This is a genomic window from Faecalibacterium sp. An77 (assembly GCF_002161315.1).
Lineage (GTDB): Bacteria > Bacillota > Clostridia > Oscillospirales > Ruminococcaceae > Faecalibacterium.
The window spans coordinates 1-15,446 of record NZ_NFHK01000029.1 but is presented as its reverse complement, the minus strand read 5'-3'; the positions used below and the strand labels follow the sequence as shown (position 1 = coordinate 15,446).

The following is a 15,446-nucleotide window of genomic DNA, read 5'->3' as shown; positions in this document are numbered from 1 at the left end:
GAGGTATACGATTATGGGTAAGTTCACTTTTACGCAGACTGAGATCCCCGGCGTGGTGGTCATCGAGCCCCAGGTATTCGGCGACGACCGCGGCTATTTCATGGAGACCTACAAGAAAGAGGATTTTGCGGCGGCAGGCATCCCGGCCGAGTTCGTTCAGGACAACCAGAGCCGTTCCACCCGGGGCGTTCTGCGGGGCCTCCACTTCCAGAAACAGCACACCCAGGGCAAACTGGTCCGCGTCACCCTGGGCGAGGTGTATGACGTGGCGGTGGACTGCCGCCCGAACAGCGCCACCTTCGGCAAATGGGTGGGCGTCACCCTCTCGGCCGAGAACAAAAAGATGTTCTATATCCCCGAGGGCTTTGCCCACGGCTTCCTGGTGCTGAGCGACGTGGCAGAGTTCTGCTATAAGTGCACCGACGTCTACGATCCCACCAGCGAGGGCGGCATCCCCTACGACGATCCCACCGTGGGCGTGGTGTGGCCCGACTGCGGCTGTGAGCACAAGACCAGCGCCAAGGACAAGCTCCATGAGCCCTTTGCCGCCCAGACCTTTGACTTCTTTGCAAAGTGGTGACGGCTGTGGCAAAACTGAAAGCAATGTGGGGCGCCCTGTGGCGCTACCGGTATCTGTTGTACAATCTGGTCAGCCGGGATTTCAAACTGAAATACCGCCGCAGCGTTCTGGGCGTGGTGTGGAGCGTCCTCAACCCGCTGCTGATGTGCCTTGTGTACTGGGCGGTGTTCAGCAGCCTGATGGATATGCGGGGCAGCGGCATTGACAACTTCCCCGTGTTCCTGATGTGCGGTCAGCTGCTGTTCAACTTCTTCAACGAATCCACCTCCACCAGCATGGGCAGCATCCTTGCCGCCGCCCCTCTGCTGAAAAAGGTCTATATCCCCAAATATATCTTCCCCCTGGAGAAGTGCTGCTTCGCCATGGTGAACTGTGTGTTCAGCTTTGTGGCGCTGCTGCTGGTCATGATCTTCACCGGCAGCTCCTTCCACCTGACCCTGATCCAGGCGGTGTACCCTCTGGTCACCCTGTTCTTCTTCAGCCTGGGGGTGTCTTTGTTCCTGGCGGCGGCCACCGTCTTTTTCCGGGACATTCAGCACATCTGGAGCGTCTTTGTGACCGCTCTGCTCTACTTCTCGGCCATCTTCTATGACCCCGCCCAGATGACCTTCTCCATCGGCGGGTTCAATATGCAGCAGGTCATCGCCCTCAATCCGATTTACTGGTATATCACCGGCTTCCGCCGCACCGTCATGTGGGGCATCCCGCTGGATCTGCGGATGGTGGAGGTCTGCGGCCTGTGCGCCGTGATCTCGCTGCTGGTGGGGGTGACGGCCTTCCGCCGCACCCAGGACCGCTTTGTCCTGCATATCTGACGAGGGGGAGGAGACAACACCCATGGACACACCCAATACACAGCCCATCATTGAGATCAAAAACGTCTCGATGTGCTTCAACCTGGCCAGCGAAAAACACGAGAGCCTGAAAGAATACTTTCTGGCCATGGTCCAGGGCCGGCTGCACTACGATGAATTTTATGCCCTCAAAAACGTCAGCCTGGACATCATGCCGGGGGACTTTTACGGTCTGGTGGGCCTGAACGGCTCGGGCAAGTCCACCCTGCTCAAGACCATTGCGGGGGTGTACAAGCCCACCCGGGGCCAGGTGACGGTGCGGGGGACCATTGCGCCCCTCATCGAGCTGGGCGCCGGCTTTGACATGGACCTGACCGCCCGGGAGAACATCTACCTGAACGGCACGGTGCTGGGCTTTTCGCCCAAGTATCTGGATGAAAAGTTCGACGAAATCGTGGAGTTCAGCGAGCTGCAGAACTTCCTGGACGTTCCCCTGAAAAACTATTCCTCGGGCATGGTGGCCCGCATCGGCTTTGCCATTGCAACCATCACCAAGCCCCAGATCCTGATTGCCGACGAGGTGCTGTCGGTCGGCGACTTTTTGTTCCAGCAGAAGTGTGAAAAGCGGATGCAGGAACTGATGGCCGGCGGCACCACCGTGATTCTGGTGTCCCATTCCATCGAGCAGATCGAGCGGATGTGCTCCAAGGTGGCCTGGCTGAGCCATGGCCAGCTGAAGATGAACGGCGACACCAAGACGGTCTGCGACGCCTACAAGGCGGTCCAGCGGGGCCAGGCCTGAGGCCGGGACCCATCAAGAGATACGAGGGAAAACATATGAACGAACAGCAGCGCAAACGCATCCGGGAGCTGAGCCGCTATGCGGTGACGGTGGCCAGGGAAGAAGGCCTGCCCGCCATGGCCAAACGGAGCGCGGGCTTCATCAAGCGCCGCTTTTTCGGCAAAAAGGCCCGCTATCTGCCCGACAAAAAGGTTCTGGCAGCCCAGCGGGCCCTTTATGAGGGGAAAACCCGGGCAGACTGCGGCCTGCCCACCATCAGCATCCTGACCCCCCTGTACAATACGCCGCCGGTCTACCTGCGGGCCTTTCTGGATTCCTTTGTGGGGCAGACGGCGCCCAACGGCCAGCTCTGCCTGGCGGACGCCTCCGACAGCGCTCACCCCGAAGTAGGGGAGATTGTGCGGGAATATCAGGCAAAGAATCAACAGATCGTATATAAAAAGATCGAAAACCAGGGCATCGCCCAGAACACCAATGCGGCCGCCGCCCTGGCGGACGGGGAATATCTGGCCCTGGCCGACCACGACGACGTTCTGGCCCCCCATGCCATGTATGAGATGGGCCGGGCCATCCTGGACCTGCGGGCCGCAGGCCAGCCCGACGGTTTCCTGTACAGCGACGAGGCCCTCTTTGAAAAGGACATCCGCCGCCCCCGGGCCGCCCATTTCAAGCCCGACTATGCCCCGGACTACCTCCTCTGCTGCAACTACATCTGTCACCTGGCGGTGTTCCGCCGGGAGCTGTATGAGCAGATCGGGGGCGAGCGGCCGGAGTGCAACGGCAGCCAGGACCACGACCTGTTCCTCCGCCTGATCGAAAAGGTGGGAGGCGCCGCCCACCTGCCCCAGGTGCTGTACTATTGGCGGGTTCACGCCGGGTCCACCTCGGGGGGCACCGACGCCAAGCCCTATGTGGCTGCGGCGGCCAGGCGGGCCCTGGCGGACCACCTGGCCCGCACCGGCCAGAAGGGCGAAGTTACCGACGGCCTGTTCCCCAGCACCTACCGGGTGCGGTGGGAGGTGGAGGGCGAGCCCAAGGTCAGCGTTCTGATCCCCAACAAGGACCACACCGATGACCTGGAACAGTGCCTCCACAGCCTCTATGCCCGGACTCTCTGGGAAAACTATGAGGTCATCGTCATCGAGAACAACTCGGAGAAGCCCGAGACCTTCGCCTATTACAAGGAGGCCCAGCGCCGCTATGAGGGGCTGCGGGTGGTGCAGTATCCGGGTAAGGGGTTCAACTTCTCGGCCATCAACAACTTTGGCCGGAAGTATGCCTCCGGCAGCTATCTGCTGCTGCTGAACAACGATGTGGAAATCACCGACGGCGAGTGGATGACCGAGCTGGTCCGCCAGTGCGCCCGCCCCCGGGGCGGCGCCATCTGCGGGGCCATGCTCTACTACCCCGACGACACCATCCAGCATGCAGGCGTCATCACCGGCCTGGGTGGTTATGCCGGCCACAGCCACAAGTACAAGAACCGGGGCGGCAGCGGCTATATGTTCCGGGCCGCCACGGTGCAGGACTTTTCGGCGGTGACGGGGGCCTGTCTGCTGGTGAAAACCAGCGTCTGGGACGCCGTGGGCGGGCTGGATGAGCGGTTCGCGGTGGCCTTCAACGACGTGGATTTCTGCCTGCGGGTGCGGGATGCAGGGTATCGGGTCATCTGGACCCCCTATGCCTGGCTGTACCACCACGAGAGCAAGAGCCGCGGCTCGGACGAAAAGGACCCCATCAAGGAACGCCGTTTTGCAGCCGAGCAGCAGCGTCTCTATGACCAGCACGGCCGGAACAACATCCTCAACGATCCCTACTACAACCCCAGCCTGACCCACGACCGGGAGGACTTTTCTGAGAGCGCCGACCTGAAACGGCTCCAGTCGGGGGAACTGCGGGTGCGCTACAGAGCGCAATAAAACGCAAAAACAAAACCAAAAGGAGAGATGCAGTGTGAACGTTCTGGGGCATTTCAGCACCATCACCCGGCACAAGGTGCTGGTGATGCAGTATTGTTTTGCGTGCGGGCTGTATAAGCAGGGCCTGGCCCACGATCTGAGCAAGTACAGTCCCACCGAGTTCATACCGGGGTGCATCTATTACCAGGGAGACCACAGCCCCAACGAAGCCGAGCGCCAGGCCAAGGGATACACGGCGGCGTGGCTCCATCACAAGGGCTGCAACAAGCATCATCTGGAGTACTGGATTGATTACGGCGGGGGCAAGACTGGCCTGATCGGCATGAAGATTCCCCTGCGGTACATCTGCGAGATGGTCTGTGACCGTGTGGCGGCCAGCCAGGTTTATCTGGGGGACCGCTACACCGATGCCTCGGCCTGGGAGTATTACCAGCGCAGCCGGGATCATTACCTGATGCATCCGGCGTCCCGGGCCATGCTGGAAAAGCTCCTGAAAATGGTCCGCGACCAGGGCCAGGACGCCACCTTCGCCTACATGAAAGCCCTCCTTGGCCTCCACCAGGAATACTGACCTACTTTTCTGGAAGAAAAGTAGGCAAAAGACTTTTCACTGTGTACCATAAAGTTTCCGGGTCTCCGGCAGTTCCGCAGGGCCTTTACGCTTAGGCTCGCTCCCGGCGTTTGTGCCTGCGGCACGGTACGATGCAAGGTACAGCGGCGACCGCGTCCAGTGGACGAAACAGGGAGCCGCCGTTGGCTGCGTAGCTGAGGCGCTGCCTGCGGCAGAAACAGCCGAGGCGGAGCAGGGACAGCGGTCTGCTTTTTGCGTGGGCGCTGCGCCGCCCGAAGCAAAAACAGGGCACCGCAACCCGGAGCAGCGCTCCAATTTTCACAAGGGCATTCATGCTCGCAGAGAAAATTGGCTAAGCGCAAGAGGATTCACCTGGTACCACTGGCTGCTATGGTTCTCACCAAGTCCAGCCGGCGGCAAGGTTTCAGCCGCTTTATGAGGTTCCCGGGCTGCGCCCCGGTGCGATGCAAACTTTCCCTGAACCTGATTTGCTGACCCGCAAAAACGTTCTATAAAATTACTAATTCCCGTTCCTGTTCATTACAGGGGCGGGGATTTTTGTTTATAGAGCTTTTCGCAGGTCAGAAAACCGGGTCTTGAGATGGTTTGCATCGTACCGTGCCGCAGGCATAAACGTAACGAATGAGCCGGAGTGAAACGGCCCCGCGGAACCTTGGGAGATCCGGAAAGTGTATGGTACCCAGTGAATCCCTCTTGCGCTTAGCCAATTTTCTCTGCGGGCATGAATGCCCTTGTGAAAATTGGAGCGCGGCGCCAGCGGCGGCTCCCTGTTTCATCCACTGGATGCGGTCGCCGCCGCTGCCTTTTGCTTCCTTTTTCTTTCAAGAAAAAGGAAGGTTTTGATTTTGGGGGAAACTGTGCTACAATAAAGCAATCATGAATGAAAGGGGGCTTTGTGGATGTCCACGGCAGTCTGTCGGGTTCTGGAACTGAAACGGCCCGAAGAAATTGATCTGGCCCAGGCGGCACGGTACTTGGGTGCGCGGGGTGAGCCGGATTCGGCCACAATGGCTCTGCTGGACCGGTGCGCCCGGCCTCTGCTGAATGCCGCTGCGCCCCGGGCGGTGTATCTGCGGGCGAAAAAAGAAGATTTGGCCTCCCTGTGGCAGGGAGCGGACGTGGAACGCCACCTGGCCGGCTGTCCCGAGGCGGTGCTGCTGGCGGTGACGCTGGGTCCCGGGGTGGACGCCCAGATCCGCCGCGCCGGCATCGGAGATGTGGCCGCCCAGGCGGCCACCGATGCGCTGGCCAGTACCCTGGCGGAACAGGTCTGCGACCAGGCCGAGGAGATTCTGCGGGCCATGGCCCGGGACCAGGGCCTGTATTTGACGGGGCGCTATTCGCCGGGATATGGGGATTGGCCCATCGCGGTGCAGCCCCGGCTGGCGGCCCTGCTGGATACCCAGAAGCGGATCGGCCTGTATGTCACCGATACCTTTTTGATGCTTCCGCGCAAGAGCGTGACGGCGGTGCTGGGTCTCAGCGATGTGCCCGTCACCGGCAAACGGGCGGGCTGTGCCCACTGTGCCCTGCGCGATAAATGCGAATACCGAAAGAGAGGCGTAACCTGTGAGAGCTGAAGAACTTTTTTCCTCCGCCCGCACCATCCTGCTGGATGGCGCCATGGGCACCATGCTGCAGGCGGCGGGCCTGCCCCTGGGCGCCAAGCCCGAGGCCCTGAACCTGGAAAATCCCGCCCTGATTGAGTCCATCCACGCCCAGTATGCGGCGGCGGGCAGCCGCATTGTCTGCGCCAATACCTTTGGCGCGTCGGCCCACAAGCTGGCGGGTACCCCCTATACAGTGGCCCAGGTGGTGGAGGCGGGCATTGCCTGCGCCCGCCGCGCCGCAGCGCCCCATGGGGCATGGGTGGCTCTGGACGTGGGCCCTCTGGGGGAACTGCTGGAACCGGCAGGCACCCTCGCCTTTGAGGATGCAGTGGCCGACTTTGCCGAGATCATCCGGACCGGCGCGGCAGCCGGGGCGGACCTGGTGCTGCTGGAGACCTTCACCGATCTGTATGAGCTGAAAGCCGCCCTGCTGGCCTGCAAGGAAAACTGTGACCTTCCGGTTCTGGCCAGTATGAGCTTTGAGGCCGGCGGCCGGACCTTTACCGGGTGTACGGTGGGCAGCTTTGCCGCCACCGCCCGGGGCCTGGGTGCGGATGCCTTGGGCATCAACTGCAGTCTGGGCCCCAAGGAAATTTATCCCATGGCCAGGGCCCTCTGTGAGGCGGTGCCGGGGGATTACCCGGTGTTTGTCAAGCCCAATGCCGGCCTGCCCCGGGCAGACGGCAGCGGCTACGACATCACCCCCCAGCTCTTTGCCATGCAGCTCAAGCCCTACCGGGAACTGGGCCTGTTCGCGGCGGGGGGCTGCTGCGGCACCAATCCCGATTTCATCCGGGCGCTGCACAAGGTTTTTGACGACTGCCCGGTGGGCCGCCCGGCCCATCCCATGCCGTCGGTCCTCTGCACCCCGGTGCAGTGCGTCCAGGTGGATGGCATCACGGTGGTGGGCGAGCGGATCAACCCCACCGGCAAAAAGCGGTTTCAGCAGGCGGTCCGGGAAGGGGATGTGGACTACATCCTGGCCCAGGGCATCAGCCAGGCCGACAGCGGCGCGGTGGTGCTGGACGTCAACGTGGGCGTTCCCGGGGTGGACGAGCCCGCCGCCATGGAAAAGGTAGTAAAGGCCCTGCAGAGCGTGGTGTCGCTGCCCCTGCAGCTGGATTCCTCCAACGCCGAGGCCCTGGCCCGGGGTCTGCGGGCCTACAACGGCAAGCCCATCGTCAACTCGGTCAACGGGGAACAGGCGGTGCTGGACCGCCTGCTGCCCCTGTGCAAAAAGTACGGCGCCGCCGTGGTGGGCCTGACCCTGGACGAAAACGGCATCCCCAAGACCGCCGCCCAGCGGGTGGCCATTGCGGCCCGTATCCGGGATGCGGCCCTGGCAGCGGGGATTCCTCTGGAGGATATCTACATTGACTGCCTGACCCTCACCGCCAGCGCTCAGCAGGACGACGTCATGACCACCCTGGAGGCCCTCCGGGCCTGCAAGGAGGAACTGGGGGTGCGGACGGTGCTGGGCGTGTCCAACATCAGCTTCGGCCTGCCCTGCCGTCCTTACCTGAACACCGCCTTTTTGACCATGGCCATGCAGGCCGGTCTGGATTTGGCCATCATGAATCCCGCCAGTGAAGAAATGATGGGCGCAGTGTTTGCATACAATGTTTTGTCAGGCCGCGACCGGCAGAGCGGGGCCTATATTGCCCGTTATGCCGGCCGCGCCATGCCGTCGGCCGCGCCCCAGCCGGTGCAGCAGAGCACCAGCGGTGCGGCGGCCGGTGAGGCAGCCGGGGAGAGCGGACCCTATGCCGCCCTGATGCGGGCGGTGGAACAGGGCCTCAAGGGCGAATCTGCCGCCGCTACCCGGGCCCTTCTGGCAGAGCATCCGCCCCTAGACCTGGTGGATCATGCCCTGATCCCGGCCCTGGACGTGGTGGGCGCGGGCTATGAGAAGGGGACTCTGTTCCTGCCCCAGCTGCTTCAGTCGGCCAGCGCGGCCCAGGCTGCCTTTGAGGAGATCAAGGCCGCCGTCGCCAAACAGGGCCGCCCCGGCGAGAGCAAGGGCAAAATCGTTCTGGCCACCGTCAAGGGGGATGTCCACGACATCGGCAAAAACATTGTCCGGGTGATTCTGGAGAACTACGGCTTTGACGTGCTGGATCTGGGCCGGGATGTGCCGGTGGAGACGGTGGTGGAGGCGGTGCGCCAGAGCGGCGCCCGGCTGGTGGGCCTGTCGGCCCTCATGACCACCACCCTCAAGAGCATGGCCGAGACCATCGAGGCCCTGCACGCCGCCAAGCTGGACTGCAAGGTGATGGTGGGTGGCGCGGTGCTCACCGAAAGCTACGCCATGCAGATCGGGGCCGACTGGTACGCCAAGGACGCCAAGCGTTCCGCCGATATCGCCAAGGAGTTTTATCAGGTCCAGTGACCCCGGCCCCGGCGGCCATATGTTTGCAAATCGTTCAAAAAGAACACAAAAAGCTGCCACAAATTGGCTGTATACTTAAAGTGCAGTCGGGGAGGAGAACAGACCTCCCCCTCAAGTGGATTCAACTCCCTTTCCAAAGGTCCCCCCAGACCTCACCGCAGCCCCGCCCAGCAGGGCGGCAGGCCGCGGCTCCGACATCCTACTGTTCCCCCGCCCATGCCAGGCAATCGCCGGGCGGCGGACAGACTACTTACTCTCTCCCGCTTCGGCGCGGAGTTCCTGATACAGGACAGCACCGGCACTTTTCCTTTTTCACGGTGCTGTCCCTTTTCTTTGCAGACGGTGGTCCGGCTTGGACGGCGGCAGCCCACAGGCCGGACACCGGCAAAACCTTGTGCCAAAATGTGAAAAGCGCCCGGCCTTCTCCTTGCAGGAAGGCGGGCGCTTTTTGTATGGGCGGAAATCAGATCACATAGTCGTCCCCGGACTGGGCCGGCCGGGCCAGGTCGGCCAGGGTGATTTTGTCCAGATAATCCCGGATAACCTCGTTCAGGCCGCGCCACATCTCATAGGTGCGGCACTCGGACAGGCGGCCGCAGGCCGCTGCACCCGGTTCCAGACAGGTGACCGGGGCCAGATTCCCCTCGGTCAAAAGCAGGATATCGCTGATCCGGTATTGATCGGCGGGACGGGTCAGGCGATAGCCGCCGCCCTTGCCCCGCAGCCCCTGCAAGAGACCGTTTTGGACCAGGGATTTCAGGATGTTTTCCAGGTATTTTTCCGAGATGCCCTGCCGGGCGGCGATTTCTTTGAGGGGCATGTATTTCTCCGACTGATGTTCGGCCAGGTCGATCATGACCCGCAGCGCATACCGCCCTTTTGTCGAAACAATCATATTCGTCTGCTCCTGTTCCAGGCTGCACATGGCAGAGCCTTTTTAACCTATTATACGACAGGGTAAGTGACTTTTCAATTGTGCTGTGGGAAAATGTTGACAAAATCCTCCGGTGCAGTTATAATTCCCTTAAACCAACTGGTTGAGTTGGTAAACCGCCCTGTGAGGAGGAATGAATATGAGCAAGATCTACACCGCAGCAGACCAGCTGATCGGGCACACCCCCCTGCTGGAGCTGACCCATATAGAGAAAAAAGAGGGCCTGGAGGCCCGCATCCTGGCCAAGCTGGAGATGTTCAACCCCGGCGGCTCGGTGAAGGACCGTGTGGCGAAAGCCATGCTGGACGACGCCGAGGCCAAAGGCCTCCTGAAGCCGGGCGCCGTCATCATCGAGCCCACCTCGGGCAATACCGGCATCGGCCTGGCCAGTGTGGCGGCGTCCCGCGGGTATCGGGTCATCATTGTGATGCCCGAGACCATGAGCATGGAGCGCCGGCTCCTGATGAAGGCCTACGGCGCCGAGCTGGTCCTCACCGAGGGCAGCAAGGGAATGACGGGGGCCATTGCCCGGGCCAACGAGCTGGCCGCCGAGATCCCCGGCTCCTTCATCCCGGGACAGTTTGACAACCCCGCCAACCCGGCGGCCCACGAGGCCTCTACCGGTCCCGAGATCTGGGCCGACACCGACGGGCAGGTAGACATCTTTGTGGCGGGCATCGGCACCGGCGGCACCATCACCGGCGTGGGACGGTATCTCAAGAGCCAGAACCCCGACATCAAGGTGGTGGGCGTGGAGCCGGCCACCTCGGCGGTGCTCAGCGGCAAGAATCCCGGGTCCCACGGGCTCCAGGGTCTGGGGGCCGGTTTTGTTCCGGCCATTCTGGACACCTCCATTTACGACGAGATCATCCCGGTGACCGACGAGGAAGCCTACACGGCCGGCCGGAATCTGGGCCGCGAGGAAGGCGTTCTGGCGGGCATTTCTTCGGGCGCGGCCCTCTGGGCAGCGGTCCAGCTGGCTCGCCGTCCCGAGAACAAGGGCAAGACCATCGTCACCCTGTTCCCCGACACCGGCGACCGCTACCTCTCCACCCCTTATTTTTCCGAGAAAAAGTAAGCCCCCCTACTTTTCTGGAAGAAAAGTAGGCAAAGGCAACGGCGGCGACCGCGTCCAGTGGACGAAACAGGGAGCCGCCGTTGGCGCAGCGCTCCGATTTTCACAAGGGCATTCATGCCCGCAGAGAAAATTGGCTAAGCGCAAGAGGTTTTACTGGGGACCATGAAGTTTCCGGGTCTCAGACAGTTTCACGGGGCCGTTACGCTCCGGCTCGCTCGTTGCGTTTGTGCCTGCGGCACGGTACGATACAAACTCCGTGTACCTGGGTATGATGCAGCGTCTCTACTGCCCGGGTATTCTGTGCCGAAAAACAGCATCAAAGAAAAATCCCTGCTCCTGGTTTGGGGCAGGGATTTTTTGTTGGAAAGTGGGTTGAAGCTTACATGGTATGGGTGGAAAAGACCGGCTCATCCTCCCACAGCACAGGCCGACCGGCCGCCAGGGTCTTGGGCATATCCAGCAAGCGCTGGTTGGCGCTGCCCCGGAACCGGAGGCTGATGTCATACTGAGCCTGCACAAAGGGACCGTCCACCAGCACGTCCAGCAGGGACAGGATTTCGTCGGTGGCCTCGCACCGGCAGCGGGAGGGCTCTTTGCCCTGCAGCTGTTCCAGGGTATAGCCTGAGTAGCACCAGATGGTCTTGGTGGGGTAGAGGGCCTTGAAGTTGCGCAGGAAGGGCAGCAGCTCCCGCTGGTTGGCCGGCTCCATCGGCTCGCCGCCCAGCAGGGACAGACCCGTGATGTAGTCGGGCTGGCAGGAGGCAAAAATCTGGTTCCGCACCTCCTTGGTGAAGGGGGCGCCGTAGCCAAAGTCCCAGGCGATTTCATTGAAGCAGCCGGGGCACCGGTGGGTGCAGCCCGACACGAACAGGCTGGTCCGCACTCCCGGACCGTTGGAGATGTCGTAGTATTTGATGTTGGCGTAATTCATGGGATTTCCTCCTTGCTGCGGCGGACGGCCGCGCAGTAATGACAGCGGTAAATAGGGCGGTTTTGTTTGTGATGGAATTGCTGATGTGGGAAAGAAGTACAGTGTTTTCAATTGGCGCACATTTTTCCGTATAGTTGGAACGAAAAATATCGTCTGAACCGTCTGAAACTTGTGTGTGACGCCGAATTCTGTGATTATTCACAAAAAAGTATTGAATTCCTTGTGCAAGATGAATATAATACGGGCAAGGACGCAGATAGAGGGCGTCCGGAAAGCCCGGCAGCGAGAAGCCGGGAATAACTGCTCCGCTTGGTGGAAAGTGGAGACGGATTGCCGCAGCATTGAGGTGGGCAATCCAAATCCATTGCAAAGGAGATTGTGTATTATGAAATATATTGAGATGATTCTTGATTCCTTCAGCCGCAATGCCGCAGTGCAGAGCCGCATGGAGGACGCCTGTGTGGATCGCTGGGGCTTCTGCCTGGACAATCAGATCTGAGCAGAGCACCGGAGGATGTTCCAAAAAACCCGAGAAAGGAAGGACCTTTTTATGATCGAACGAGTAAGAGTGAAGAACATTGACCAGATCAACAAGATCGCACACATTGCCAGCGCCCTGAACAGCGACGTGGGCATCCATGATGCAAACGGCCAGATTGCCGATGCAAAGAGCCTTCTCGGGCTGCTTCGGCTGGACTATAGCCGTCCCGTCGAGGTCGTCTCGGAGAATGCCCATGCCCTGCGCGCCTGCGTGCGTGCCTGTGCAGTGTAAGCATCCGCCGGAATGAGCGGAACGCTGCAGGCCCTGCGCCTGTGACTGAATCAGAAGAAAGCCCCCGCCGGATTCACTCCGGCGGGGGCTTTTTGTCGTGCCTGGGGCACGCGCAGAAAAGAGGACCCGGGCCGTGATGTTCAGGCTATGTTTCCACAGGGAACGGACTGTCCCTCGGGGCGGCCCCCCGGGGCAGCGCGGCGCAGGGCATAAAAAGCCCCGCCGGGGGAGGAAAACCCGACGGGGAGCTTGTTAGAGGTGAAGCACCCGGTCCCGGATCTCCTGGGTACGGCCCTGATTCCAGAACTGAGTCCCGATGTAGCCGCAGGTGCGGCGGGCCACATTCAGCTTGCTCTGGTCGCGGTTGCCGCACTTGGGGCATTCCCAGACCAGCTTGCCGTCGTCCTCGACGATGCGGATTTCGCCGTCGTAGCCGCAGCACTGGCAGTAGTCAGACTTGGTGTTCAGCTCTGCATACATAATGTTGTCGTAGATGAACTGGAGCACGCTCATGACGGCCTCCAGGTTATCCTGCATGTTGGGCACCTCGATGTAGCTGATGGCGCCGCCGGGGGACAGCTCCTGGAACTCGCTCTCAAACTTCAGCTTGGTGAAGGCGTCGATGTTCTCCGACACATGGACGTGGTAGCTGTTGGTGATATAGTTCTTGTCGGTGATGCCGGGGATAATGCCGAACCGCTTCTGCAGGCAGCTGGCGAACTTGTAGGTGGTGGACTCCAGCGGGGTGCCGTACAGGGAGTAGTCCATGTTCTCGGCCTGCTTCCATGCCTTGCAGCAGTCGTTCATGTGCTGCATGACGCTCAGGGCAAAGGGTTTGGCCTCGGCGTCGGTGTGGCTCTTGCCGGTCATATACTTGACGCACTCATACAGGCCGGCGTAGCCCAGGCTGATGGTGGAGTAGCCGCCATAGAGCAGTTTGTCAATCTTCTCGCCCTTCTTCAGACGTGCCAGAGCGCCGTACTGCCACAGAATGGGGGCGGCGTCGCTCAGGGTGCCCAGCAGACGCTGGTGGCGGGCCTGCAGGGCCCGGTGGCACAGATCCAGACGCTCGTCGAAGATCTTCCAGAACTGGTCAAAGTTGCCCTTGGAGCTCAGAGCCACGTCCACCAGGTTGATGGTGACCACGCCCTGGTTGAAACGGCCGTAGTACTTGGGCTTGTTGGTCTCGGGGTCCACGTAGGGGGTCAGGAAGCTGCGGCAGCCCATGCAGGTGTAGCAGTGGCCTTCGCCGTTCTTGTCGACTTTCAGCTCCAGCATCTTCTTTTCCGAGATGTAGTCGGGCACCATCCGCTTGGCGGTGCACTTGGCGGCCAGCTCGGTCAGATAGTAATAGGGGGAGTCGGGGTGGATGTTGTCCTCCTCCAGCACGTAAATCAGTTTGGGGAAGGCGGGGGTGATCCAGACGCCGGCCTCGTTCTTGACGCCCTGGTAGCGCTGGCGGATGGTCTCCTCAATGATGATGGCCAGATCGGCTTTCTCCTGGGGATTCCGGGCCTCGCCCAGATACATAAAGACGGTGATGAAGGGGGCCTGGCCGTTGGTGGTCATCAGGGTGACCACCTGATACTGGATGGTCTGAACGCCGCGGTTGATCTCAGCCCGCAGCCGCTTTTCCACAATGGCCTTTTTCCGCTCGGCGGAGACGGGCAGGCCTTCCATCTCGCTTTCCACCTCGGCGGCGATCTTCTTGCGGGAGACGTCCACGAAGGGAGCCAGATGGGTCAGGCTGATGCTCTGGCCGCCGTACTGGTTGGAAGCCACCTGTGCAATGATCTGGGTGGCGATGTTGCAGGCAGTGGAGAAGCTGTGGGGCTTCTCAATAAAGGTGCCCGAAATGACGGTGCCGTTCTGGAGCATATCCTCCAGGTTGACCAGATCGCAGTTGTGCATGTGCTGTGCGAAGTAGTCGGCGTCGTGGAAGTGGATCAGACCTTCCTGGTGTGCCTTGACGATGTCGGGGGGCAGCAGCAGACGGGCGGTCAGGTCCTTGGAGATCTCACCGGCCATGTAGTCGCGCTGGACGCTGTTGACAGTGGGATTCTTGTTGGAGTTCTCCTGCTTGACTTCCTCGTTGTTGCACTCGATGAGGCTGAGGATGCGCTCGTCGGTGGTGTTGGTCTGGCGCTTCAGGTTCTGGATGTACCGATAGGTAATGTAATGGCGGGCCACATCATGAGCCTGAATGTCCATCAGCTCGTTTTCCACCATGTCCTGAACTTCCTCGACGCTCACCGCACGGCTCAGCTGCTGGCAGCGGCCGGTGACGGCGGCGGCGATGTCGGTGATCTGTTCCCGGGTCAGACGGAGATTCTCCTCCACCGACTCGTTGGCCTTGGAGACAGCCACAATAATCTTGGTAATATCGAAGGGCACCTCGGTACCGTTTCGCTTGATGATCTTCATGCGATTCCTCCTCCTTTGTCCGCTTGCGGCAGCAGACGACGGTGACTCGCCCTCTGGCTGCCTATATATAATAATAGAATAAAGCTTGCGCTGGAAAGGGTTGACCGCCCGGGAAATCTACTATATATAGAGGAGAGAACCCCTGAAAACGGTCGTCCCGCGCGGCCGTCCGCGCGGTGTGCAAGACTATGATACCATTATTTAGTGGCAAGTCAAGGACTTCAACCCCATATTTAGTGTTTTTGGAGGGATGCCCAAAAAAGGCACAAGATTTTGGGGCGGAATCATGGCTCCCAAAAAGTCTTGAAAAAAGTTGGAAAAAGTGCTTGACAAAAGTCGGACTCTGTAGTATTATACTCAGGCGCCCAGCGGAACGGCTTCCGCGAGAGTCCGAAAGAATGAAAGCACTTCAAAATCACTTGAAAAAAGATGAAAAAAGTGCTTGACAAAACGGACCGGACGTGATAAAATAAACAGGTCGCCAGCCGAGAGGCTGAGCGGGCAGGACCTTGAAAATTGAACAATATCGAATACTTGTAACGGAACCTTTAAAGTGTTGGAAACACTTAAAATTCCAAAAAGTAATTCTTACAGGACGCAAGCGATTGCGTGCTGAGGATT

General features: G+C 60.4%; 12 protein-coding genes. 9 read left to right on the top strand and 3 right to left on the bottom strand.

Features of this window, described 5'->3' with window-relative positions; all coding sequences use genetic code 11:
• Positions 1–13: 13 nt before the first annotated feature.
• The 7 genes from rfbC (at position 14) to B5G28_RS09810 (ending at position 8,686) form a co-directional block, all read left to right on the top strand.
• Positions 14–580 carry a dTDP-4-dehydrorhamnose 3,5-epimerase gene (gene rfbC, locus B5G28_RS09840; protein ID WP_087248294.1) on the top strand — a complete coding sequence of 189 codons (567 nt, stop codon included), beginning with the start codon at positions 14–16 and terminating at the stop codon, positions 578–580.
• A 5-nt stretch (positions 581–585) separates the two neighbouring features.
• Complete coding sequence (locus tag B5G28_RS09835) at positions 586–1,395, top strand: ABC transporter permease (protein WP_242956933.1); 810 nt, start codon at positions 586–588, stop codon at positions 1,393–1,395.
• A gap of 22 nt (positions 1,396–1,417) precedes the next feature.
• Complete coding sequence (locus B5G28_RS09830) at positions 1,418–2,176, top strand: ABC transporter ATP-binding protein (RefSeq protein WP_087248290.1); 759 nt, start codon at positions 1,418–1,420, stop codon at positions 2,174–2,176.
• 35 nt (positions 2,177–2,211) lie between these two features.
• A complete protein-coding gene (locus B5G28_RS09825; protein WP_087248288.1) occupies positions 2,212–4,095 on the top strand; it encodes a glycosyltransferase family 2 protein in 1,884 nt (627 codons plus the stop codon).
• A gap of 34 nt (positions 4,096–4,129) precedes the next feature.
• Positions 4,130–4,666: a DUF5662 family protein gene (locus B5G28_RS09820; RefSeq protein WP_087248286.1), complete on the top strand. Its 537-nt coding sequence runs from the start codon at positions 4,130–4,132 to the stop codon at positions 4,664–4,666.
• Between the two features lie 920 nt (positions 4,667–5,586).
• On the top strand, positions 5,587–6,267 hold the full coding sequence (locus B5G28_RS09815) for a vitamin B12 dependent-methionine synthase activation domain-containing protein (RefSeq protein WP_087248284.1): 681 nt from the start codon (positions 5,587–5,589) through the stop codon (positions 6,265–6,267).
• Positions 6,257–8,686, top strand: coding sequence for a homocysteine S-methyltransferase family protein (locus B5G28_RS09810; protein ID WP_242967570.1), 2,430 nt, complete (start codon positions 6,257–6,259; stop codon positions 8,684–8,686). The genes B5G28_RS09815 and B5G28_RS09810 overlap by 11 nt, the downstream gene beginning before the upstream one ends.
• Before the next feature lie 463 nt (positions 8,687–9,149).
• On the opposite strand, the gene B5G28_RS09805 is transcribed toward B5G28_RS09810, so the two are convergent.
• On the bottom strand, positions 9,150–9,581 hold the full coding sequence (locus B5G28_RS09805; protein ID WP_087248323.1) for an Rrf2 family transcriptional regulator: 432 nt from the start codon (positions 9,579–9,581) through the stop codon (positions 9,150–9,152).
• Positions 9,582–9,759: 178 nt separating this feature from the next.
• Between B5G28_RS09805 and cysK the strand changes: the two genes are divergently transcribed.
• The gene (cysK, locus tag B5G28_RS09800; protein WP_087248282.1) at positions 9,760–10,698 is read left to right on the top strand and encodes a cysteine synthase A; all 939 of its coding nucleotides are present in this window, start codon (positions 9,760–9,762) and stop codon (positions 10,696–10,698) included.
• A gap of 379 nt (positions 10,699–11,077) precedes the next feature.
• On the opposite strand, the gene nrdG is transcribed toward cysK, so the two are convergent.
• Positions 11,078–11,629 (bottom strand): anaerobic ribonucleoside-triphosphate reductase activating protein, encoded by a 552-nt coding sequence (nrdG, locus tag B5G28_RS09795; protein WP_087248280.1) that lies wholly within the window; start codon positions 11,627–11,629, stop codon positions 11,078–11,080.
• Positions 11,630–12,179: 550 nt separating this feature from the next.
• On the opposite strand from nrdG, the gene B5G28_RS09790 reads away from it, so the two are divergent.
• On the top strand, positions 12,180–12,401 hold the full coding sequence (locus B5G28_RS09790; RefSeq protein ID WP_087248278.1) for a hypothetical protein: 222 nt from the start codon (positions 12,180–12,182) through the stop codon (positions 12,399–12,401).
• Between the two features lie 252 nt (positions 12,402–12,653).
• Here the strand turns inward: B5G28_RS09790 and nrdD are convergent, their stop codons facing one another.
• Positions 12,654–14,825, bottom strand: a complete 2,172-nt coding sequence (gene nrdD / locus B5G28_RS09785) for an anaerobic ribonucleoside-triphosphate reductase (RefSeq protein WP_087248276.1) — start codon at positions 14,823–14,825, stop codon at positions 12,654–12,656.
• Positions 14,826–15,446 lie beyond the last annotated feature (621 nt).